At 44.3% G+C, this 21,866-nt stretch carries 20 protein-coding genes and 2 tRNA genes; 11 read left to right on the top strand and 11 right to left on the bottom strand.

Annotation, left to right across the window (positions count from 1 at the left end; all coding sequences use genetic code 11):
- Positions 1-149: 149 nt before the first annotated feature.
- From ACHUFZ_RS14795 to ACHUFZ_RS14785, 3 genes are all read right to left on the bottom strand, one after another.
- Positions 150-1,091: a LysR family transcriptional regulator gene (locus ACHUFZ_RS14795; RefSeq protein ID WP_394127820.1), complete on the bottom strand. Its 942-nt coding sequence runs from the start codon at positions 1,089-1,091 to the stop codon at positions 150-152.
- A 61-nt stretch (positions 1,092-1,152) separates the two neighbouring features.
- Positions 1,153-2,118: a lytic murein transglycosylase gene (locus ACHUFZ_RS14790; RefSeq protein WP_394127748.1), complete on the bottom strand. Its 966-nt coding sequence runs from the start codon at positions 2,116-2,118 to the stop codon at positions 1,153-1,155.
- Positions 2,119-2,164: 46 nt separating this feature from the next.
- Entirely contained in the window at positions 2,165-2,455 is a 291-nt protein-coding gene (locus tag ACHUFZ_RS14785; protein ID WP_394127819.1) for a YcgL domain-containing protein, read from the bottom strand.
- A gap of 159 nt (positions 2,456-2,614) precedes the next feature.
- On the opposite strand from ACHUFZ_RS14785, the gene minC reads away from it, so the two are divergent.
- The 3 genes from minC to minE are packed head-to-tail and all read left to right on the top strand — an operon-like array spanning position 2,615 to position 4,379.
- The gene (gene minC / locus ACHUFZ_RS14780) at positions 2,615-3,277 is read left to right on the top strand and encodes a septum site-determining protein MinC (RefSeq protein ID WP_394127747.1); all 663 of its coding nucleotides are present in this window, start codon (positions 2,615-2,617) and stop codon (positions 3,275-3,277) included.
- A gap of 19 nt (positions 3,278-3,296) precedes the next feature.
- A complete protein-coding gene (gene minD / locus ACHUFZ_RS14775) occupies positions 3,297-4,109 on the top strand; it encodes a septum site-determining protein MinD (protein WP_394127746.1) in 813 nt (270 codons plus the stop codon).
- A gap of 6 nt (positions 4,110-4,115) precedes the next feature.
- Positions 4,116-4,379, top strand: coding sequence for a cell division topological specificity factor MinE (gene minE, locus ACHUFZ_RS14770; protein ID WP_394127745.1), 264 nt, complete (start codon positions 4,116-4,118; stop codon positions 4,377-4,379).
- 214 nt (positions 4,380-4,593) lie between these two features.
- Here minE and adhE read toward each other — a convergent pair whose 3' ends face one another.
- The gene (gene adhE, locus ACHUFZ_RS14765; RefSeq protein ID WP_394127744.1) at positions 4,594-7,296 is read right to left on the bottom strand and encodes a bifunctional acetaldehyde-CoA/alcohol dehydrogenase; all 2,703 of its coding nucleotides are present in this window, start codon (positions 7,294-7,296) and stop codon (positions 4,594-4,596) included.
- A 611-nt stretch (positions 7,297-7,907) separates the two neighbouring features.
- Here adhE and ACHUFZ_RS14760 point away from each other — a divergent pair.
- Together ACHUFZ_RS14760 and ACHUFZ_RS14755 are read left to right on the top strand one after the other, a co-directional pair.
- Complete coding sequence (locus ACHUFZ_RS14760; protein ID WP_394127743.1) at positions 7,908-8,546, top strand: YchE family NAAT transporter; 639 nt, start codon at positions 7,908-7,910, stop codon at positions 8,544-8,546.
- A gap of 51 nt (positions 8,547-8,597) precedes the next feature.
- Positions 8,598-9,452, top strand: coding sequence for an ion transporter (locus ACHUFZ_RS14755; RefSeq protein ID WP_394127742.1), 855 nt, complete (start codon positions 8,598-8,600; stop codon positions 9,450-9,452).
- 53 nt (positions 9,453-9,505) lie between these two features.
- On the opposite strand, the gene ACHUFZ_RS14750 is transcribed toward ACHUFZ_RS14755, so the two are convergent.
- Complete coding sequence (locus tag ACHUFZ_RS14750; protein WP_394127741.1) at positions 9,506-10,030, bottom strand: prepilin-type N-terminal cleavage/methylation domain-containing protein; 525 nt, start codon at positions 10,028-10,030, stop codon at positions 9,506-9,508.
- A 110-nt stretch (positions 10,031-10,140) separates the two neighbouring features.
- Complete coding sequence (gene asd, locus ACHUFZ_RS14745) at positions 10,141-11,253, bottom strand: aspartate-semialdehyde dehydrogenase (RefSeq protein WP_394127740.1); 1,113 nt, start codon at positions 11,251-11,253, stop codon at positions 10,141-10,143.
- A gap of 449 nt (positions 11,254-11,702) precedes the next feature.
- Between asd and nhaC the strand changes: the two genes are divergently transcribed.
- A complete protein-coding gene (nhaC, locus tag ACHUFZ_RS14740) occupies positions 11,703-13,139 on the top strand; it encodes a Na+/H+ antiporter NhaC (RefSeq protein ID WP_394127739.1) in 1,437 nt (478 codons plus the stop codon).
- Positions 13,140-13,201: 62 nt separating this feature from the next.
- Here nhaC and ACHUFZ_RS14735 read toward each other — a convergent pair whose 3' ends face one another.
- The 3 genes from ACHUFZ_RS14735 to yejK all read right to left on the bottom strand — a co-directional run bounded on the left by ACHUFZ_RS14735 (position 13,202) and on the right by yejK (position 16,763).
- Positions 13,202-14,356 carry a chemotaxis protein gene (locus ACHUFZ_RS14735; RefSeq protein WP_394127738.1) on the bottom strand — a complete coding sequence of 385 codons (1,155 nt, stop codon included), beginning with the start codon at positions 14,354-14,356 and terminating at the stop codon, positions 13,202-13,204.
- A gap of 61 nt (positions 14,357-14,417) precedes the next feature.
- Positions 14,418-15,653: an Hpt domain-containing protein gene (locus ACHUFZ_RS14730; RefSeq protein ID WP_394127737.1), complete on the bottom strand. Its 1,236-nt coding sequence runs from the start codon at positions 15,651-15,653 to the stop codon at positions 14,418-14,420.
- Positions 15,654-15,761: 108 nt separating this feature from the next.
- A complete protein-coding gene (gene yejK, locus ACHUFZ_RS14725) occupies positions 15,762-16,763 on the bottom strand; it encodes a nucleoid-associated protein YejK (protein WP_394127736.1) in 1,002 nt (333 codons plus the stop codon).
- An 84-nt stretch (positions 16,764-16,847) separates the two neighbouring features.
- Between yejK and ACHUFZ_RS14720 the strand changes: the two genes are divergently transcribed.
- The 4 genes from ACHUFZ_RS14720 (at position 16,848) to ACHUFZ_RS14705 (ending at position 19,295) form a co-directional block, all read left to right on the top strand.
- The gene (locus ACHUFZ_RS14720; protein WP_394127735.1) at positions 16,848-17,072 is read left to right on the top strand and encodes a YejL family protein; all 225 of its coding nucleotides are present in this window, start codon (positions 16,848-16,850) and stop codon (positions 17,070-17,072) included.
- A 29-nt stretch (positions 17,073-17,101) separates the two neighbouring features.
- A complete protein-coding gene (locus tag ACHUFZ_RS14715) occupies positions 17,102-18,904 on the top strand; it encodes a DUF3413 domain-containing protein (RefSeq protein ID WP_394127734.1) in 1,803 nt (600 codons plus the stop codon).
- Between the two features lie 53 nt (positions 18,905-18,957).
- Positions 18,958-19,034: transfer RNA gene (locus ACHUFZ_RS14710), tRNA-Pro, on the top strand.
- 170 nt (positions 19,035-19,204) lie between these two features.
- A tRNA-Ser gene (locus ACHUFZ_RS14705) sits at positions 19,205-19,295 on the top strand.
- Between the two features lie 191 nt (positions 19,296-19,486).
- On the opposite strand, the gene ACHUFZ_RS14700 is transcribed toward ACHUFZ_RS14705, so the two are convergent.
- Entirely contained in the window at positions 19,487-19,969 is a 483-nt protein-coding gene (locus ACHUFZ_RS14700) for an NUDIX domain-containing protein (RefSeq protein WP_394127733.1), read from the bottom strand.
- A gap of 11 nt (positions 19,970-19,980) precedes the next feature.
- The gene (locus ACHUFZ_RS14695; RefSeq protein ID WP_394127732.1) at positions 19,981-20,904 is read right to left on the bottom strand and encodes a histone deacetylase family protein; all 924 of its coding nucleotides are present in this window, start codon (positions 20,902-20,904) and stop codon (positions 19,981-19,983) included.
- 263 nt (positions 20,905-21,167) lie between these two features.
- On the opposite strand from ACHUFZ_RS14695, the gene ACHUFZ_RS14690 reads away from it, so the two are divergent.
- Positions 21,168-21,851 carry an SDR family oxidoreductase gene (locus ACHUFZ_RS14690; protein WP_394127731.1) on the top strand — a complete coding sequence of 228 codons (684 nt, stop codon included), beginning with the start codon at positions 21,168-21,170 and terminating at the stop codon, positions 21,849-21,851.
- The last annotated feature ends 15 nt before the right edge of the window (positions 21,852-21,866 follow it).

Below are 21,866 nucleotides of genomic sequence, written 5' to 3'. Positions count from 1 at the left end.
TAATTTCATGAGATCTTGGATTGAACAAAAATCAGCCACACAATCAAGTGACTGATTTTATTGAATATAAACGTTTGCTTATTGATTTTATTTCCGTTTGGAAAAGATGTTTCTGAATTTGGAAACAATCATTTGGCCCGCCATCACGATTATGGACGCTGAATATAAGGACTTAATCGTTTGTCCCAGTAGCAAGGTGTACCAATGGTTTGCTTAATAAACTCAATCACAGCAGCGGTCTTTTTCGGTAAGTAACGACGACTTGGGTAAACCGCATAAAACGGCATCACCTGAGAGGCACACCAATCAGGAAGAAGCTGAATCAGCTGACCATTTTTAAACTCATCTCGGATCAAGTAAGTCGCAAGGTAGGCAATCCCCCACCCTGACACAGCGGCGTCTCGCACGGCTTCCGCTAAATCAACCGAGTAGTTGCCAGACACTTTCACGCTTAGCTGATCATCATGATTTGAAAAAGCCCACCGGGTGTAATCTCGTTCCCAACTACGGTAGATAAGGCAATTATGACCCGCAAGGTCATTAGGGTGTGTCGGGGTGGTATTCTTGACTAAATAATCAGGAGAAGCGGCAACCACAAAGTGAGAATCCGCAATTCTTTGCGCCACATACCCTTCTGGTAGATGTTCATTGTTGGTAATCCAGAGATCGAGCCCCTCCTCCAACATATCCACCTTGTAATCAAACAAGTGCAGCTCTACTTGCAGTTTTGGGTAACGCTCCCTTAGCTCATTGATGGCAGGAATAATATGCAAGGTACCAAACGACTGCGACAGACCTAGTTTAACCAAGCCGGCCACTTCATCTCTTTGGCATTCAACTTCGCGCTGAGCTTCATCGATGATCTCAACCATCTTGGCGCAGTGCTCATAATAATCTTGCCCAGCTTCAGTAGGGGTAAAGCTGCGTGTGGTTCGTTGAACCAGTTGAATACCCAACGACGACTCTAATGAAGCAAGCTGCTTACTGACATGAGAAACCGACACTCCTAAGCTTTTCGCCGCAAGAGTGAAGTTTTTATGTTTGAGCAAGGCAGCAAAGACCACCATTTGTGATGCGCGTTCTGACAGCAAAATCGTTTCCCAAAAAAGAAAGGAGCTCAATTGAGCTCCCTTAGAATGTATGATTTGGTTCTTATAGCGTGATTCTATCAGCTAGATGGCTAACCGCCAGTGCGAAGTAGTAAGAGCGATTCCACTTCATAAGAACATTGTAGTTGTTGTAAACCAGATAAACTCGCCCGTTCGCATTGTCTGGTGCCGTCAACCATGCATCAACATCGACTTGTGGTAATGAACTTCCATCGTAACGAGTGATACCCAGTTGGTTCCATTGGGCTAAGGTTTTCTCTTTGCCTTCAACGCGTCCCTCTAAGTTCATATCGAAACCTGACGGCAGTTTCACCTGACGACCCCAAGTGTACTTATCATTCCAACCATACTGACTCAAATAGTTCGCGGCTGAAGCGAACACATCCGCCTCGCTATTCCAGATATCCTTCTTACCATCTCCGTTGCCATCAGCGGCAAAAGAGAGGAACGAACTCGGCATAAACTGACACTGCCCCATCGCCCCGGCCCAAGAGCCTTTAAAGTCTTCGTAAGGAATATGGCCTTCATCTAAAATCTGCAATGCGGCCATGGTCTCTTTACGGAAGAAAGCTTCTCGGCGACCGTCATAAGCCATAGTCGAAAGTGCATCGATTACTGGGTAGTTACCAGTAAATCGGCCAAAGTTACTTTCGATTCCCCAAAGGGCAACGATGAATCTTGGTTGTACTCCGTATTCTTCACCAATTTTTCTCAGCTCTGCGTAATGCTCTTTATAGAGCGACTTTGCTTGCTCAACTTTCCAATCAGGCACCGCGCGTGGAATGTATTCATCCAACGTTAAACGCTTTTCTGGCTGGTTCTTATCGGCTTTAACAGCGCGAGGTTTGTGTTCAACGTTAGCAAAAGCTTGGTTGACGACTTGCTCGGAGATGCCTTTTTCACGGGCTTCTTTTTTCAACCCTTCAATATACTGCTCAAAACTAACTTCGTTAGCGTAAGCCGTAGACGCAATGGCCAGACCTAGTGCAACTGACAATAATTTCTTCACTTTTGCCCTCCTTGAGCAAAGTAAGCAACAATCCGAGTTTAAGTCGTTATTCGTCTTCGGATTGCTGACGAGCTTGTTTTTGCTCTTTGTATTCTTCTAGTAAATTCTTTGGTGGCGGCGGTAGTTGTAGGAAAAAGCCTTCATCTTCAAGTGATTGTTTCACTTTTTCCACATCAACTTGTGCCAGGCTACGCCCTTCAAGTTTCACCACCATGACCATAGTAGGTTTGCCAAACATCTGCATTAATGTGTCAGGAACTTGTGAAAAATCATCCTTTTTAGGGATATATAAGTAAGCGCCTTCTTTTTTAGAACTTTTGTAAATTGCACAAAGCATGGGAAACCTTTGTCCGTTTGATTCATGGAACGTTAGCGTTTTGCCATTTTTGAGAGCAAAACAGTCAATTGATTGCAAGATAGCTTGCTGTGCTTATTTTAGGAATATAACATGATACCCCTAGTCTCAGGCAACGCCCTTAAGAGGTTGTAAGTAAAGATGTCACATACCCCAGACCTAAAAGGCAGTAGCTTTACTTTGTCAGTTTTACACCTTTCTGACAACGATGTAGAAAAATCAATTCATTTCCTACAAGAAAAGGTGACTCAGGCACCTGCGTTTTTCGCCCAAGCGCCAGTTGTTATTAATATATCTAAAGTGGATGGTGACATCGACTTTTCGAGGCTAAAAGAAGGCATTTCTCTGGCTGGAATGATTCCCGTTGGCGTGACCGGTTGTAAAGATAAACGAACCGAAACCTCGGCATCAGAGGCTAAATTTGCCGTGATGTCTGCAAGTAAATCGCCAACGCAAGCTCCAGCAAAGATACAACCGACCAAAATCGTTCGCTCACCCGTACGTTCAGGTCAACAGATTTACGCAAAAGACGCTGACTTAGTGGTACTTAACCATGTTAGCGAAGGCGCTGAAGTCATCGCAGATGGCTCAATCCATATACACGGCACATTACGTGGCCGAGCGATTGCCGGTGCGAATGGCAACAAAGACGCAGTCATTATCTGCAACAAGCTCAATGCTGAATTAATGTCTATCGCTGGTCATTATTGGCTAACAGAACAATTTGCCGAAGAGTATTGGCAACAAAAAGTCATGTTTAGTTTGGACAATGACTCGCTTAAGTTCGAGTTATTAACAATTTAAGAATTATAAGGAACACATAATGGCACGCATTATTGTTGTAACGTCAGGCAAAGGCGGTGTTGGTAAAACAACATCAAGCGCAGCTATCGCGTCTGGCCTTGCGATGAAGGGTAAAAAGACGGCAGTGATCGACTTTGATATTGGTCTACGTAACCTTGATTTGATCATGGGTTGTGAGCGTCGCGTGGTTTACGATTTCGTTAATGTTATCAATGGCGAAGCAACACTGAACCAAGCGATGATCAAAGATAAGCGCACAGACAATCTATTCATTCTGCCTGCTTCACAAACGCGTGATAAAGATGCGCTAACCAAAGAAGGCGTTCGTCGTGTGCTAGACGAGCTAGACGAAATGGGCTTCGACTTTGTTATCTGTGATTCACCTGCAGGCATCGAGCAAGGCGCGCTAATGGCACTATACTTTGCAGATGAAGCCATCGTAACGACAAACCCTGAAGTCTCTTCTGTACGCGATTCTGACCGTATCCTTGGCATTCTTGACTCTAAGTCTCGCCGCGCAGAAGAAGGGCTTGAGCCTGTAAGACAGCACCTGCTGTTAACGCGTTACAACCCAACTCGTGTTACACAAGGTGATATGCTGAGCGTTGAAGATGTGGAAGAGATTCTACATATTTCTCTACTGGGTGTTATCCCTGAAAGCCAAGCTGTACTAAACGCATCAAACAAAGGTGTGCCAGTGATCTTTGATGATCAGTCAGATGCTGGTATGGCTTACGATGACACAGTTGAGCGCCTGCTTGGCCAGCAAGTGGATTTCCGCTTCCTGACTGAACAGAAGAAAGGAATCTTTAAACGTCTATTCGGAGGCTAAATCGGCATGTCATTACTAGAATTTTTCCGTCCGCAGAAAAAGAACTCTGCGAACCTAGCCAAAGAGCGACTGCAGATCATTGTCGCTGAGCGCCGTAGCCAAGGTGATCCAGCACCTTCGTACTTACCGCAGCTTAAAGAAGATATTCTTAAAGTGATCAGTAAGTATGTCGCGATTGACCCATCGATGGTTGAGCTCTCTTTTGAACACAAGGATGATGATATTTCAGTGCTTGAGCTGAATGTAAAATTGCCTGAAGACGAAAAGTAACTCTGAGGTGGTTTGATTTTTATAAGGCCGATGTTAACGCATCGGCTTTTTTGTATCTGACAACCTCAAGAGATTCCCTACTCCCTCATTCTTCGGTCTATGGAATGACAAATGTTGATATAAAAAAAGCCCCAGTCCGTCGACTGGGGCTTTATCTTTTCCCGATAGATAAGTGTCGTGCTAGCGAAAACTTATCTCATAACTAACATCTTGCTTATGCGTTAGCTTTTTCTTTCTTAGCTTTTGGTGCTGCTTCTTTCGCTACTTGGTCTGCTTTCTTCTTGATTACAGTAGTACCTTCGAAAGTTTCACCTTCAACGAACGCTTTACCGTAGTAAGACGCTAGTAGAACTTCTTTCAGCTCAGTGATTAGAGGGTAACGTGGGTTAGCACCTGTACACTGGTCATCGAACGCTTCAACAGCAAGTTCTTCTAGTTTAGCGATGAAGTCTGCTTCAGAAACGCCAGCCGCTTGGATAGATAGAGGAATGTCTAGATTGCCTTTCAGCTCTTCAAGCCATGCTAGTAGACGTTCAATCTTCTGAGCAGTACGGTCACCTTCTTGGCTTAGGCCTAGGTGGTCAGCTACTTCAGCGTAACGACGACGTGCTTGTGGACGGTCGTACTGAGAGAATGCAGTCTGCTTAGTTGGGTTATCGTTCGCGTTGTAACGTACAACGTTAGAGATTAGTAGTGCGTTCGCCAGACCGTGCGGTAGGTGGAACTCAGCACCAATCTTGTGCGCCATAGAGTGACATACACCTAGGAATGCGTTAGCAAACGCAATACCAGCGATAGTTGCAGCGTTGTGTACTTTCTCACGAGCGATTGGGTCGTTAGCACCGTTCGCGTAGCTTGAAGGTAGGTACTCTTTTAGCATCTTAAGTGCTTGTAGAGCCTGACCGTCTGAGTATTCGTTCGCTAGAACAGATACGTAAGCTTCTAGAGCGTGAGTTACTGCATCGTAACCACCAAATGCTGTTAGAGACTTAGGCATGTTCATAACTAGGTTAGCATCAACGATAGCCATGTTTGGCGTAATTTCGTAGTCAGCTAGTGGGTACTTAGCACCAGTCTTGTCGTCAGTAACAACGGCGAATGGAGTAACTTCTGAACCCGTACCTGAAGTTGTAGTGATACATACAAGCTCAGCTTTCTTACCCATTTTAGGGAACTTGTAGATACGTTTACGGATGTCCATAAAGCGCATTGCTAGTTCTTCGAAGTGAGTTTCTGGGTGCTCGTACATTACCCACATAATCTTCGCAGCATCCATTGGTGAACCACCACCTAGAGCTAGGATTACGTCTGGCTGGAAGCTCTTCATTGCTTCTGCGCCTTTCTCAACTACAGATAGTGTTGGATCCGCTTCTACGTCGAAGAATGTTTGAACTTCGATGCCTTGCTCTTTCAGTAGTTTCACTACTTCATCAGCGTAACCGTTGTTGAATAGGAAACGGTCAGTTACTAGGAATGCGCGTTTCTTACCTTCTAGGTCGCTCATTGCGATTGGAAGGCTACCACGACGGAAGTAGATAGACTTAGGTAGTTTGTGCCACAACATGTTTTCAGCTCGCTTAGCTACAGTTTTCTTGTTGATAAGGTGCTTAGGACCAACGTTCTCAGAGATAGAGTTACCACCCCATGAACCACAACCTAGAGTTAGAGAAGGTGCTACGTTGAAGTTGTAAAGGTCACCGATACCACCGTGAGTAGTTGGGATGTTTACAAGGATACGTGCAGTCTTCATCTTGTCACCGAAGTAACGGATGCGGTCTGCGTTAACGTCTTGGTTAGTGTAAAGACCAGATGTGTGACCGATACCACCGATTTCAACCATAGTTACCGCTTGAGCCACTGCGTCTTCGAAGTCGTCTGCGCGGAATAGGCCTAGAGTCGGAGACAGTTTCTCGTGTGCGAACTCGTCGTCGTAAGAAACTTTACCAAGACCTTCACCAACTAGAACTTTAGTATCTGCAGGAACTTTAACGCCCGCCATTTCAGCGATTGCAGGAGCAGGTTGACCTACGATTTTTGCGTTTAGGTTGCCGTCGATAAGCAGTACTTTACGTACTTTATCTGCGTCAGCTTTAGATAGAACGTGAGCTTTATGAGAAGCAAAACGCTCTTTCACTTCGTCATATACTTCGCTAACTACGATAGCTGCTTGCTCAGAAGCACATACTACGCCGTTATCGAATGTTTTAGACATAAGGATAGAAGCTACAGCACGTTTGATGTCAGCAGTTTCGTCGATAACTACAGGAACGTTACCTGCACCTACACCGATTGCTGGCTTACCTGAAGAGTATGCTGCTTTAACCATGCCTGGACCACCAGTTGCAAGGATAAGTGCAATACCATCGTGCTTCATAAGAGCGTTAGAAAGCTCTACAGATGGCTGGTCGATCCAACCGATGATGTCTTTTGGTGCGCCCGCTGCTACTGCTGCGTCAAGAACAAGTTTCGCTGCATCGTTAGTAGAGTTCTTCGCACGTGGGTGTGGCGAGAAGATGATGCCGTTACGAGTCTTAAGTGAGATTAGAGATTTGAAGATTGCTGTAGACGTTGGGTTAGTCGTTGGAACGATACCACAAATGATACCTACAGGTTCTGCGATAGTCATTGTGCCTAGGTTGTCATCTTCCTCTAGGATGCCACACGTCTTTTCGTCTTTGTATTTGTTGTAGATGAACTCTGAAGCAAAGTGGTTTTTGATTACTTTGTCTTCAACAATACCCATGCCAGACTCTGCAACCGCTTGTTGAGCTAGCGGGATACGAGCGTGGTTAGCTGCTAGAGATGCTGCACGGAAGATTGCGTCAACTTTCTCTTGTGAGAACGTTGCAAACTCTTCTTGAGCCGCTTTAACGCGTGCTACTAGAGCGTCTAGTTCAGCCAAATTAGTTACAGGCATAGTGAATCTCCTAAAATAGATAAATATTAAAAACTTTTTATTAAGCTCACTGCTCTCAGACAGACGTCTTAGTAAATTGCTTTCAGGGCTGAGTATATTATTTCAGGTTGTGAAAAAAATTGACCCAGATCAGTTACCCAAAAAGAATTAACTAATTAGTGGTACTCAATTCTCAAAAAGACGCATAAACACATGATTTACATAGATTTAAATCACATTTTCCATTCGAACAAAAAAGCATCGAACGAACCATCAAATTTGAAAAACGGCCACATTCTGTAAAAAAGTTTCATTTTTTGACCACAAACTTACATGTAATCCATAAACCTTGTGCTACTGAGAGTATATGCAAAACGTATTTTCTCTCTATTTTTTGCCTCGTTTTATGTGAAAAATGTGCGAATGTTAACGTTTGTGTCATTCGAGCGCTTCTTGACCACCATTCTACGTAACAAAGTATGTCATTGCTGTTTACCAATCATTCAATAATTAGATTTTCTCAGTTATGAAATGGCTTTAGCTTTAGTTTTTTTCATTCGTTCGTAAGCACAAATTGGACTATATTCGCGCATGTATCCCTGTTCCCTCTTTTATTTGTGTAGGCACGCCGAATGCAAACGTTCGAAATCGCTATTTTTTTGCAGTTTTTCTTGGGTTTAGTCGCAGCAGTTAACCCTGTAGGCATTATGCCGGTATTCGTTTCTTTAACTGGGCACATGACCCAGGAAGAAAAGAACAAAACCGCAGTCACCGCCAACATTGCCGTCGCGATCATTTTGATTGTCTCTTTACTGGCAGGTCAGATGCTGCTCGACATGTTTAGCATCTCTTTGGACTCTTTCCGCGTTGCGGGTGGCTTACTTCTATTGAGCATTGCGTTTTCGATGATGAGCGGTAAGTTGGGTGAAGATAAGCAGAATAAGCAAGAAAAGACCGAATATGTCAGTCGCGAACAGATTGGTGTTGTGCCGCTGGCGATGCCGCTTATGGCCGGTCCTGGTGCAATCAGCTCGACCATCGTCTACGGTTCTCGCTATCCAAGTGCGTTTGATACGGTCGGTATCATTGTGACAATTGCCCTTTTCGCACTATCTACATGGCTTCTGTTTCGTTCGGCACCACTGATCGTACGTTTCTTAGGTCAAACGGGGATTAACGTCATTACTCGTATCATGGGTCTGATACTGGGTGCGCTTGGTATCGAATTTATCGCCAACGGATTACGTAACCTGTTCCCAGGATTAGCCTGATTATCAGAATATAGGTATGATAGAGCGACTGTTTAATAGGTCCGCTTTATCATGCCTCGCAATTCACTACGCCACCATTTATACGTCATCATCTTTGGCACACATACTAAAGCAGGTCGAGCATTCGACATTGCCCTGATTGTTGCCATCATCGCATCGTTATTAGTGCTCATCTTAGAATCGTTGCCAAATGTGATGTCTCGATGGTCACAAGAATTACGCTACATTGAGTACAGTTTTACAGCCCTGTTCACTGTCGAATATTTATTAAGGCTCTATTGCTCACCTAAGCCAAAATCCTACGCTACTAGCTTCTACGGCGTTGTCGACCTGCTGGCGATTCTACCGACCTACTTGGCTCTGATCTTCCCTGGGGCCTCGTTTATGGGCGTGATTCGCTTACTCCGAGTGATGCGCATTTTCCGCGTGTTAAAACTTGTGCGCTATTTGCAAGATTCAAATATTCTTTTGCGTTCTCTACTTATGGCACGCAGAAAAATCCTAATATTCTTCAGCACCGTGGGTATTTTAGTCACCATTTTCGGCGCTTTGATCTTTGTTATTGAAGGCCCTGACAATGGCTTTACCAGTATTCCAAAAAGTATCTATTGGGCTATCGTAACAATAACAACGGTTGGCTATGGTGACATGGTGCCTCAAACCCATCTAGGTAAGGCAATCGCCTCTTTAACCATGCTACTCGGTTATTCAATACTTGCCGTTCCCACTGGTATCATAACCGCAGAGTTGAGTAACGAGATGAACGCACACAAAGAGCTAGTAAAATGCCCTAACTGCAACCGTTCCGGTCACGACTCAGATGCCATGCATTGTAAACACTGTGGCAGTGAACTGGCCGATCCAGATTTACGGGTCGTCAGACAAGATGACAATTTGAAGCCATAAATAAAAAAGCTCCTAGATAGGAGCCTTTTTATTATCTTTTGCTATCGAATCTACTAACAGCCAGTGGTGAAAACTTCTGATTGAAAAACAGTGCCCTCTTCCATTGCAGCGGTGTACTTGACGTAGCACTGAGTTTGTTCAATCGCGGTGTTAAAGTCGCTTCCGGTGAAATCACCAAGGATTGCTGACTGAGTCACCAACCAATAGTCTGGGTCAGACACACTACCATTATTGTGTGCAGCCCATACCCATTCTGCATCCAAGTCATGATATTCAGCATCAGCATTAAGGAAGTTTTCTAGACCTCCGCGCTCTACGGTCGGATAGCCAAATGCGACATGACCGGTCTGTGAACCGAGGTCAATATGATAACTCGGGTTCGTTTCTTCGCCATCAATCGCCGCTTTTGAATAGGCCAGTTGCGCCGCACTATCAACTGCCGCTTTCATTCCTTGAATACTCGCTGATCGCGCATCATGGCTGTAGTTTAAAAATCTAGGCGCGGCGACAACGGCAAGAACACCCAGAATCACTATCACCACCACTAACTCAATTAACGTAAAACCTTTTGCTTTCATATCAACCCCACTACATTTGCTGGCGCAAGGTTAAAAAAGAAATGTCAGTGGGCGATTAGCAGGCATAAAAAAAGCGCCCATAAGGACGCTTTTCAGAGCTTTCTTACAACTTACTTTTCAGCAAGGATGATACGCAGCGTACGGCGTAGCGGTTCTGCTGCACCCCATAGAAGTTGGTCACCAACAGTGAACGCATTTAGGAAATCATCACCCATTGCCATCTTACGTAGACGACCAACTGGGATAGAAAGCGTACCTGTCACTTTCGCTGGAGTCAGTTCTTGCGCAGTAATATCACGATCATTTGGAATTACTTTAACCCAATCATTGTGAGTTGCAATCATCTCTTCGATCTCGTCCATAGGAACATTTTGTTTTAGCTTGATAGTCAACGCTTGAGAGTGACAACGCATTGCGCCGATACGTACACAAGTGCCGTCGATTGGCACTGGTGCATCTTGGAAACCAAGAATCTTGTTCGCTTCAACGCCCGCTTTCCACTCTTCTTTGCTCTGACCATTGTCACGCTTCACATCGATCCAAGGGATCAGTGAACCTGATAGTGGCACACCAAATTTATCGGTTGGGAAAGATGGAGAGCGCATGGTATCTGCCACTTTCTTATCGATGTCGAGAATTGAGCTAGATGGGTTAGCAAGCTCTGAGCTCACTGAATCATTGATTACACCCATTTGAGAGATAAGCTCACGCATGTTTTGTGCGCCAGCACCTGAAGCTGCTTGGTAAGTCATGGCACTGGTCCACTCAACCAGACCTTTCTCAAATAGACCACCTAGGCCCATTAGCATCAGGCTCACGGTACAGTTACCACCAACGAATGTGTTGGTGCCACCATGAATACCTTGTTGGATTTGTGATAAGTTCACTGGGTCTAATGTAATAATTGAATCTTGCGCCATACGTAATGTAGACGCGGCATCAATCCAGTAGCCTTTCCAACCCGCTTGGCGAAGTGCTGGGTATACTTTTTCTGTGTAGCTACCGCCCTGACAGGTAACAACAGCGTCTAGCTGCTTAAGGCTTTCGATATCAAACGCATCTTGAAGCATACCCGCATCTTTACCTAAGTTAGGAGCTGGAATACCCACTTGAGACGTGCTGTAAAATACCGGCTCTATAAGGTCGAAGTCTTTCTCTTCTACCATTCGTTGCATTAGCACAGAGCCAACCATGCCACGCCAACCGACTAAACCTACTCTCATTCTCAACTCTCCGTGTAATCAATTTTAAAAAGGGAATGATTCAATATTCAATTTTCGCAGCAAAATCTCAAGGGAAATTTGCATCAAATCTGTAACTTTTATTTCTTATTTTCAAAAAACACACTTAGACGCGCGTTTTGGTTGGTTTTCACCCAGTTGTTATAACTGCGACAAAAACCACCCACAACCAGAACAAATACACACCTTACGTGCCACAGAAAATTTACATTTCAAAACATTTCAGATCATTAAAATTAAACTTTAACACTACATTTAACCACAAAAGAACACCAACTCAGATATAAATCACACCATAACGACATTATCTCGAAATATTATTCCAACTAAGATAAAGTGCACTTCATACCTAATAGGAGTTAGCGCTCCTTCGAGAAGTAGTGCTAAGCACACTACTTTCACTCGCTAATTACTCTAATAAGAGGCTCTGTATGACGCAACTTACCCCCCGTCTGCCAAGCTTGATGCAGGTTGTAATTTCCTTAGGGTTATTTCTACTACTGGCATTTTCGTTTACAGCACAACTAGATTTACCAATCCAACTGGCGCTGTACATCGGCTGGTTTATCATCATGTTCCTTGGTATCCGTTTAGGCCATCAATATAAAGACTTAGAAAAAGCGGCTCTCAACGGGATTTCTAACGGACTTGGTGCTGTACTTATTCTTCTAGCTGTTGGCGCCCTAGTTGGTACTTGGATCTCTGGCGGTATCGTACCAACTATCATTTACTATGGTCTAAAAGCAATCCACCCTTCTATTTTCCTTCTTGCTACGATGATCATCTGTTCATTGACCGCGCTTGCTACGGGAACTTCTTGGGGTGCAGCGGGTACAGCCGGTATTGCGATGATGGGTATCGGCCAAGGCTTGGGCGTTCCTGCACCAATCACAGCGGGTGCTGTGCTATCAGGCTGTTACTTTGGCGATAAAATGTCGCCGCTGTCTGATTCGGTGATCCTTGCTTCTTCAATGTCTAACGTTGAAGTGGTTGAACACATTAAGGGCATGCTACCTATCGCTCTGATCAGCTACATCATTACTGGCATTATGTTTACTGCGTTTGGTTTCCACTACGCTGGTAACGTTGATATGTCTCAGGTGCAGTCTGTAATTCAAGCAATGGAAGAGCAGTTCTACATCACGCCGTATTCGTTTGTCCCTGTGATCATCGTGTTGGGTCTACTGGCAATGCGTATGCCTTCTTTCCCAGTGATCAGCTTCGGTTCTCTACTGGGTATTATCTGGGCGGTAATGATTCAAGATGTCGACTTCTTACAAGCGTTCAACACCGCTTGGGCACCGTTTGAAATCGAGTCTGGCGTAGGCTTTATCGATTCAATCCTAAACCGTGGTGGTATGTCATCAATGCTGGGCTCAGTTGCGGTTATCGTATTTGGTCTAGGTTTTGGTGGTCTACTGGATAAAGTGGGCGTGCTTGAGACTATCGCGAAACTGTTTGAACGCCGTGTTCAAAGTGCAGGCTCGCTAGCAACTAGCACCATCGGTACTGCATTCATGGGTAACGTTTTTGGCTCTGCAATGTACGTATCTTTAATCCTGACACCAAAAATCTGTGCTAAGAACTACGACCGTTTAGGCTACAAGCGTAAGAACCTATCTCGTAACGCAGAGTTCGGCGGTACGCTAACATCAGGTATGGTGCCTTGGAGTGATAACGGTATCTACATGGCAAGTATCCTTGGTGTAGCAACCCTCTCTTACGCGCCATTCATGTGGTTAAGCTTCGTGTGTATTATCGTGACAATCATTACCTCCTACATGGGCTGGTTTGTTGATAAATGCGAACCAACAGCACCTGCAACTGATAATGAAGCAGAAGCTGAGCTAGCAAAGCAGACTGCATAACTCAAAGTCTGAACATAAAAAAACGCCTCTATTGAGGCGTTTTTTGTATCTACTAAACGAGATTATTGACTGTTCTTTGCCGCACTACGTCGCCCTAACAAGTAACCCAGTCCAAGTGGCGCAAAGAAAATCGCAACGATGAAGAGGATAAAGTAAATAATCGTACTCTTAATGAGCTCAACTAACTTATCAACCGCTAAGGTCACCACATCTTGAGAAACCTTATCGATATCTTGAGTAAACTGCTCACGTTCAGCGCTGATGATTAACGCAATTTCTGCACGCTCTCTTGCGACCATCTTTTCTAGCGCTTCACGTTCTAAGCTCAACTGCTCAATACGCTGAGTCGTACGTAGGTCAATCTCTTGCACTAAAGGTTCAAGTTGAATCGACATCTGACGCGCTAGATCTTCCATATACTGAGGGTTATTCTCAACAAAGTCTTGGAATGACTCCGATGTTGCTTGCAAGCTCTGAAGCGTCTGAGTTAACTGTTCGCCACTAATAGAGCTATTTAATGCGATAAGCTGTGCTTTCCATGTCATCAATTTTGGCGTTTGCTCAGACACTAAGCTGAGTCGGTCAGAGACATCGCCTAATGCTTCCGGCATGGTACCTAGAGTTGAAACCGCTTCGTCTTCACTGATCTGGTTAGCCTCAAGCCATGCGCGGTAAGCAGGTGTTCTGATAAAGCTTAAGTCTTCAAATGGATGAGCATTAGCAAATTCACTGACAAACTTCTGAGTTTGAGAATAACTACTACCTTTAAGTAGCGACTTCGCTAGCTTGTTGATGTCAGACGCTAGCTCAGCTGAAACGCGCTTTGCATCATCGTTAACGAATAGCTCTTGCCCAGCACCAGTATTAAAAAACTGATTCATCTGCTCGGTGAAAACCCAACTATCGATCAATGCTGCCATCGGAGACACTTGATAAGAAGAACGTTGTAAGCCTTCTTCTGCATTGATTTTCCACAGCAATACATAAGATTGATACTGCTTGTCTTGAGGATCGTACTGCTCAGCTGTGGCATCCGCAGCTTGCTCTACTTGCGCAAAAAACTGCTGAGTATACTCGCGCGTCATCAAACGCATATTGAGTTCTTGTTGTGTCAAAGGTGTTGTCTGGCTATCGATTTTCACTTCAAGTAGCGAACAGCCCGAGATTGGAAGGACGAAAGCCAACAGCCATAGAACAGGTAGGCGGCGAAGCAGCATATAACCTCACATGCAGAATTAAAAAAGCCAAGTATTATACAATCCTTAAGTCAGGATGAAGTCAACTCTCTACTTTAGCATTCTCTTTTAGGAAAATTCTTGCTTCTTCAAGGGCGTTATCCAGTCGTGTCTTGAGTTCATCGAGTAAATCAGGCACTGCAGTGATATCTTCTTTGATCGCGACTTCAACTTTACTTGCCGATTCTCTCAATTTTGAAGCACCCAGGTTACCTCCAACCCCCTTTAAACTATGCGCTTTTCGCTGCGCTTCTTCTGGGGAATCCGTGAGTAAGCTGGTGATTCGCTCTACGTCTCCAGAGTGATCTTCGATAAAGACCTCCAACAGCATGCAGACAGACTCCACATCTTGGTTCAAGGAGTCCAACATCTTGGCAAAATCTATCTCTGGCTCCCCTAGTCCAACTTCTACTGGTGAGTCAGCAACAAAAGAATCAGGCTGCTCTTTGTTGCTTTCACTTGCTTCAGAGTCTTGTGGTTCAGTATCTGATAATTCTTCCGCATGATTAGGGGCAGAGGCAGCTGCGATACGAATTAACCAAAGGTAGCCAGCCATAGTTAAAAAGCTGACAAAAATGCCAAGCCAAATATGTCGAGTCAGTAGCTGATTGAACTCATTTCGTTGCAGCGCTATCTGAGCATGGACATCATGAGTGATCAGCTTATCAACGATATATTGCCCCTGAGCATACCCTCCTAACACGGTAGAAATCTGCGCCAGTACTTGCTGTAAGTCCTGTCGTTGCTGTGAAGGTAACTTGGTCGATAGAAAATAGACTTGATCGAGTTCGCGATAGATGGCTGGGCTTGAACCGTTGTCGCTGTACATCGCATCGAGCACGTTGGCACTAAGACGTAGGTAGAGCTCTGCTACATCCTGCTGCCCCTTATAGTCACTTCGCATAGCACGGATCTGTTCAACCAAATTGAGCAGATCTAAATTGTTATCGAGGTAAATTTGAGTTTGTTCGATAAATCGATCAGTGGTGAAGAGCAGTTGATGAATATCAGGTAGGAACCAGCTTTTTTTGTAATGAGCATCGATTTGCAAGCGCAGAGCGTAAATTAATTGGATATTCAGCGCTTGTGTATCAGCCATATGCGTTCGATACGGAGAGTCAAAAGTGAGGGTTTCACGCAGTTCTTGAATTCCACTGCCTAGCTCGTAGATTTGCTCTTTGGTTTCACTGGTCGAACGGTAGCTGCTCGCCAATAAACCGATACAAATCAACCATAGGCTAAGTAGCAACCAGCCAAATTTGAGCACTCTGCCTTCCATTGTCCTGCCTGTATTCAATAAATCCCTGTAATACAAGCATATACACAATATTCAAGAAGTGCAGGACTAACTGCGAAAATGTTGCAGTTAGTCCGATTCTGAAGAGGCTTACTTGTTGCGAGTAAGCTGATCTTTCAGGTTTGGCGGAGTGCCTTTAATCGTCAATGTATCGGTTTCAGGATCGTAGAAAATACGCTCACCCAATAACATGCTATCAAAGCTCACATTGAGACCGCCACCAGCGCCAACATATTTAGTCAGCTTGCGTACCGCAGTTCGGTCACCAGGAAAACTCTCTTCTAGCTCATAACCTTGTTCTTGTGTGTAGTCTAAGAAGCTGGTGCCATCTTGCGCAGGAGGTAGCTCACCCGACAGTTCACGGACTTGAACTTCATCGCCTGATTTGATCTGTTCATTACAGTAGTCAGCCACTTGTTTTTTGTAGCTAATGACTTCGTCTTTTTCTAGCTTAGAGTCTGCGCAGAAGTCTTCTACCGCCTGCATCAACACTTGGTTTTGTTGCTTAGTATCTAAGCCTACTTCAGCCTGTAAAAAATCTAAGAAGAAATCAGCAACTTTACGCCCTACGCGTCCTTTAATGTAGGCAAGGTAACGATTGGACTCTTTGTCGGTTTCATAGCTTGTTAAATCAATGCGAGCCGCAATGTCCATCTTGCTTAAATCAAGGTAATCCGTCGCACTGATATCTAGACCTTCTGTCACTTTCAAACTTTGGTTCGATGGAATGATCGCAACGAATAGGTAATCTGTTGCCAATGACTGATATTCAGCGATAACAAGTATGCCTTCATCGGCAAATGGATACTTTGCTAGCTCATCTTTCAGACGGTTTGCACTAGATTGTGAGAAGTCGTAGAAATTCTTATTTCCTTGACGTAAATCTTGCAACCAGTGCTGGAATTCACTGTCAGACTTGAAAGAGCCAAAGCCCTTACCCGCTTTGGAATTGAATACACGGTGAAGCTCTGCCACTAGATTTTCAGTAGAAGCATCATTAGTTAGTGACTCGGAACGGAAATTTACAACCAGTTCCTCTGAATCGTTTTTTTGCAGTTGATGCAAGATAACATTAGAAAGGTGAAGGCTCATGATGAAATTTATCGCTGCGTAGGTTTCAGTTGCGTGGCATTGTAGGTTATCATAAGCCGCTTTACTATCATCATTAGAGTCTTTATGCCGATTACATCTAAATACAGCGACGCACAAGTAGAACAAATCCTTACTGAAGTAGCCGCAGTACTTGAAAAACATTCAGCTGGTCCTGAACTTGCATTAATGATTGCTGGCAATATCGCAACCAATGTCTTAAATCATGACGTTGCCGCTTCACAACGTAAGGCAATTGCTGAAAAATTTGCAGAAGCGCTTGTATCTTCAATCGAAGACAAAAAACACTAAGAAATAATAACGGATAATAGAACAATTACATGGTCGATAACGTAAATACATACGGCGAACGCGTATCACGCTTAGTAGGTTGGGGACACTGGTTTTCCTTCTTCAACATCATTGCTGCGATGTTGATCGGAACCCGCTATATCACTCAATCTCCATGGCCAGAAACCCTGTTAGGGCAATTCTATTTAGCGGCGTCTTGGGTTGGTCACTTTGGCTTCCTGGTATTTGCACTTTATCTGCTGGTTCTATTCCCGCTCACCTTTGTCATACCGTCACGTAAGCTATTTCGTTTAGTGGCGGTCTGTTTTGCTACCGTTGGGCTAACCGTACTTCTGATTGATACTCAGGCGTACCAAACCATCAACTTGCACCTAACCCCTGTGGTTTGGGAAGTGCTATTTAGTGATGAAAGCTCAAACATTAGCGCTGACTTACAGCATCTATTCATTGTGCTTCCTCTTATCTTCCTACTGCAGCTTGCCCTGTCTGAATGGGTGTGGAGAAAGCAACGTAAACTGTCGCACAAACACGTGGGTCGCCCGATTGCAGCCCTATTTTTCGTCAGTTTTATTACTAGCCATTTAATTTATGTTTGGGCCGATGCGCACTTTTACAGCCCAATTACGGCGCAAAAAGCCAATTTCCCACTCTCTTACCCGATGACCGCAAAGTCGTTTATGGAAAGACACGGTCTATTGGATCGTGATGAGTACCTAGAGCGTTTAGAGCAAAGCAAAGGCGAAACTGAACTGGTTCAATACCCACTAGAACGTATTGAGTTCGACCGTCGCTCTAACCCACTCAACATCCTAGTTGTTAGCGTCAACAACTTGCGCTCAGATGCACTGAATGCCGAGTCGATGCCGGCAACGTATCAATTTGCGCAAAACAACCTAAGCTTCAATAACCACTTTAGTTCGAGCAACGATTCTTATGGTGTGTTTGGCTTGTTCTATGGTTTACCAAGCAGCTACTCTTCTAGCATTCAAACTCAAGGCTCTCGTCCTATTCTTATCGACACCTTGAAAGAGAAAGAGTACCAATTTGGTCTGTTTAGCGGCGATAACTTCGATGAACCTCTTTATGGCGAAACCGTATTCCGCGGTATGAACTTTACCGGTATTGCCTTTAACGATCGTACATCAGCAGATTCTCAAGCGATTGATACTTGGGCTACTTGGGCTGCAGAGCAAGGTAAAAAACCGTGGTTTAGCTACATTGAGCTTACAACGGTAGACAACTTTAGCGCTTACTCTTCAGCTAAGGGACAAACGGCTGCTGAAAAGCTTAAAGAAGGTTACTTTAAATCTGTAAGTGAAGCGGATAATGAAGTCGCACAGCTGCTCGCTAAAGTCGAAGAGCTTGAGCTTTCTGATTCGACAGTGATTGTGATCACTTCAAATCACGCCACTGAGTTTAATGAGAGTAAGACTAACAGCTGGGGTTCAAATACTAATTACAGCCGTTACCAACTTCAGGTCCCAATGATCATTCATTGGCCTGGTACCGTAGCTGGCGAGTATCAACATCGCACTAGCCACCTTGACCTCTCTGTTACTCTGCTGCAAGACCTATTGGGAGTTTCGTCAAACCCTTCTGACTTTAGTAGTGGTAGAAACCTATTTGATGAAAGCAAACGTCGCTGGATTCTTGCCGGTGACGCACGTGAACTCGCACTGATCACCACCCAAAATACAACCGTGATTGATAAGTTTGGTAACTACAAGTTATACGACCAAGATTACCATCGCTTAAAAGACCAGAACCCTACATTGCCAGTGTTGATGCAAGGGTTAACTGAACTACAACGATTCTACGTTAAGAGTAACTAATTCAAGATCTTATGATTGACGGTCAATTGAATTGATCTTACATTTTCCCATAGCGGACTGTAGCGCAGCTTGGTAGCGCACCGTCATGGGGTGTCGGGGGTCGCTGGTTCAAATCCAGTCAGTCCGACCATGATTTAAAAAAGAGAGCTCCGGCTCTCTTTTTTTGATTTTATTTGCCTAAAAAGCGCAAGAAATAGGCGTCAGAATACTTTTTTCAATTTAAGTGCTCATTATTAAAGCAAACAATAAAATTAGGGGTTTACAAGCTTTCGTAAGCCTTATATTATTCGCGTCAACAACGGAGAGATGGCTGAGTGGTTGAAAGCACCGGTCTTGAAAACCGGCATACGTTAATAGCGTATCTAGGGTTCAAATCCCTATCTCTCCGCCACATTCAAAACCCTAGTCGAAAGACTGGGGTTTTCTCGTTTTTAAGCCGTGAAAGTCATGATTGGGATTTGGACAAATCCCTCCTTGAATGCAAGCCCAAACTAGGCGTCCCCGCTCTCCGCCACATTTAGTAAAAAAGCCGCTAAGCAATTAGCGGCTTTTTTCGTTTTCGTATATAGCAAAAACAGTAACTCAAAGGTGGTTAATATGTTCAAACTGCCCTTGAACATAGCTGCCTAAGTGAGTGGAAAAATGCCGCGTCTCAATCAAATCAATCAGTTTGTTTTTCAGCTCTGTAGGGTAGATTCGCTTATCCGCGAGCTGAGGGATTGGCACCCATTCAACCGCTTGAATGTAGCCTTCGTCATTAAGCCCTTTTAGATTCTCAAGGTGTGGCGTGCCGAGAAAGCTATTAATCAGATAGAAAAACTCTGCATGGTAACGTTCAGTGTGCGTTTCCAGAAACTCTCGCACACAAATCAGCTCTCCAGCCTGAACATCAATCCCCGCTTCTTCTTTAAATTCTCGAACCACACACGCTCTTGAGCTCTGATCGCCGGGTTCCATTCCACCACCGGGCGGCACCCAATATTCACCACTGAAGTCCTTTACGCGAAGTAGCAGCATTGCACCATCTCTAATTAAGATGCCCGCGGCACGAATCCGGTGTTCCATCAATCTTCCTTCTAACGTCCATAGACTTTAAGCGCAGCACGAATTAGTTGCATGTGGATTGGGACGAGTGCTTCATGCTGACTCCGATAACCACCACCAACCACACAAGCGATAGGCAGTTGCTTGCGCTTTGCTAACTCAAACATAAACTCATCACGTTTATAGATCGCTTCACTTGATACACTTAAGTAGCCTAGCTCATCATCCTTATGAATATCGACTCCAGCGTCATAAAGAATCAGATCAGGTTGATGAAGGTTGACCGCCATCTCAACAACAGAAGTAAATGTCTCGAGAAATTCATCATCACCGGTCTCTCTCGCTAAAGGCACATCAAGATCGGAGTGAGGCTTTCTCGCTGGAAAATTTTTATCACAATGGAAAGATAAGGTCACAATACTTGCGTCCTCTTCACATAAAGTCGCTGTACCATCACCATGGTGAACATCGCTATCGACAATCAGGACTTTATCTATGTTATCTAACGTTAGCGCTCTCTTGGCAGCCAACACTAAATCATTAACTAAACAAAAACCGCTGCCAAAATCATAGTGTGCATGGTGATAACCACCGCTGAGATGGATTGCGACACCATGTTCAATCGATTGGTTGACTGTTTCGCACGTACCGCCAGCCGAAGTGAGCGTTCTCGTGATGAGTGTTTCGCTCCATGGAAAGCCTATTCGTCTCATCTTAGGTGCTGGTAATGTGCCGGAGAAAAGCGAATCAATATAATCGCAGCAATGTACTTGGCTTACCGCTTGTCGCTCCAACATCGTGGGAACGACATGTATGAATTGCTCTTTCCAAGCATCGTTGACATTAATTTCGCAATTTATCGCGTCATAGAGTAGACGATATTTATTGATGGGGTAACGATGCCCTTCTGGAAGGGGTAACTCCGAATAGATCGAATGGTAAATCAACGGGATCATAATGCACTAAACCAAACTAAGATGGAGTTATGGTATCAGCTTGTATATTGAATTCAAAAATAGTTAAATGATATTAATTATCAATTTCATTTAACTATCTCTATGCAAAAAACTACATTGTTCTTAATCTTCGGTGCCATCTCCGGCTCATTGGTTGCCATCGGCCTATTTTCAATCATGCTATTTTGTTCATGGTGGCTAGTTGATTTTGTCGCTCTTACTTAGCAAACTAACCTAACTATTTATTTAAAAAGGAGTTGGCAATGAAGAGCGTTCTTATCACTGGCGCAAATCGTGGTATTGGCTTGAGTTTGGCAAAACTCTATCTGGCACAAGGCTGGCAAGTTCATGCGACCTATCGCGATGCTGATAGTTCATCTGAGCTACTGCAATTAGCATCGGCAGAACAACTCGACTGCCACCAAGTTGACATCACCGATTATCCCGCTATCACTGCTCTTGCTTCTCAACTCCCTGCCATCGACCTATTGATCAATAACGCTGGTTACTATGGTCCTAAAGGGTATGGTTTTGGTCAAACGGATGTGGAAGAGTGGCGCAAGGTGTTCGAGATTAATGCCATCGCTCCACTAAAACTCGTCGAAGCATTTGTGACAAACCTACGCCAAGGTTCACTTAAGAAGATTGCCTGTCTCTCTTCGAAGGTTGGTAGCATGGCTGAAAATACGTCGGGTGGCGGCTATATTTATCGCTCATCAAAAGCCGCTCTGAATTCCGTTGTGAAGAGCCTAAGTAACGATTTAACCCCTGAAGGTTTCATCGTATTAGCTCTTCATCCAGGATGGGTCCAAACGCAGATGGGTGGACCAAATGCGCTGATTGATACCGACACATCAGCGACAGGGCTTGCCCAAGTCATTACCAGCGCGGAACTTACCCATAGCGGTATGTTTATTAACTACGATGGTAGTGAAATCCCTTGGTAATTTAGATCTACGCTT

Origin of the sequence: Vibrio hepatarius, assembly GCF_043642085.1 — a bacterium.
GTDB lineage: Bacteria > Pseudomonadota > Gammaproteobacteria > Enterobacterales > Vibrionaceae > Vibrio > Vibrio hepatarius_C.
Note: the sequence above shows the minus strand (reverse complement) of the source record. Positions and strands in the feature narration are given on the sequence as shown.

Coding starts and splice junctions, on each gene's coding strand:
- ACHUFZ_RS14785 (WP_394127819.1), bottom strand. CDS start 2,455: ATGCTTTGTGCAATTTACAAAAGTTCTAAAAAAGAAGGCGCTTACTTA.
- minC (WP_394127747.1), top strand. CDS start 2,615: ATGTCACATACCCCAGACCTAAAAGGCAGTAGCTTTACTTTGTCAGTT.
- minD (WP_394127746.1), top strand. CDS start 3,297: ATGGCACGCATTATTGTTGTAACGTCAGGCAAAGGCGGTGTTGGTAAA.
- minE (WP_394127745.1), top strand. CDS start 4,116: ATGTCATTACTAGAATTTTTCCGTCCGCAGAAAAAGAACTCTGCGAAC.
- adhE (WP_394127744.1), bottom strand. CDS start 7,296: ATGCCTGTAACTAATTTGGCTGAACTAGACGCTCTAGTAGCACGCGTT.
- ACHUFZ_RS14760 (WP_394127743.1), top strand. CDS start 7,908: ATGCAAACGTTCGAAATCGCTATTTTTTTGCAGTTTTTCTTGGGTTTA.
- ACHUFZ_RS14755 (WP_394127742.1), top strand. CDS start 8,598: ATGCCTCGCAATTCACTACGCCACCATTTATACGTCATCATCTTTGGC.
- ACHUFZ_RS14750 (WP_394127741.1), bottom strand. CDS start 10,030: ATGAAAGCAAAAGGTTTTACGTTAATTGAGTTAGTGGTGGTGATAGTG.
- asd (WP_394127740.1), bottom strand. CDS start 11,253: ATGAGAGTAGGTTTAGTCGGTTGGCGTGGCATGGTTGGCTCTGTGCTA.
- nhaC (WP_394127739.1), top strand. CDS start 11,703: ATGACGCAACTTACCCCCCGTCTGCCAAGCTTGATGCAGGTTGTAATT.
- ACHUFZ_RS14735 (WP_394127738.1), bottom strand. CDS start 14,356: ATGCTGCTTCGCCGCCTACCTGTTCTATGGCTGTTGGCTTTCGTCCTT.
- ACHUFZ_RS14730 (WP_394127737.1), bottom strand. CDS start 15,653: ATGGAAGGCAGAGTGCTCAAATTTGGCTGGTTGCTACTTAGCCTATGG.
- yejK (WP_394127736.1), bottom strand. CDS start 16,763: ATGAGCCTTCACCTTTCTAATGTTATCTTGCATCAACTGCAAAAAAAC.
- ACHUFZ_RS14720 (WP_394127735.1), top strand. CDS start 16,848: ATGCCGATTACATCTAAATACAGCGACGCACAAGTAGAACAAATCCTT.
- ACHUFZ_RS14715 (WP_394127734.1), top strand. CDS start 17,102: ATGGTCGATAACGTAAATACATACGGCGAACGCGTATCACGCTTAGTA.
- ACHUFZ_RS14700 (WP_394127733.1), bottom strand. CDS start 19,969: ATGGAACACCGGATTCGTGCCGCGGGCATCTTAATTAGAGATGGTGCA.
- ACHUFZ_RS14695 (WP_394127732.1), bottom strand. CDS start 20,904: ATGATCCCGTTGATTTACCATTCGATCTATTCGGAGTTACCCCTTCCA.
- ACHUFZ_RS14690 (WP_394127731.1), top strand. CDS start 21,168: ATGAAGAGCGTTCTTATCACTGGCGCAAATCGTGGTATTGGCTTGAGT.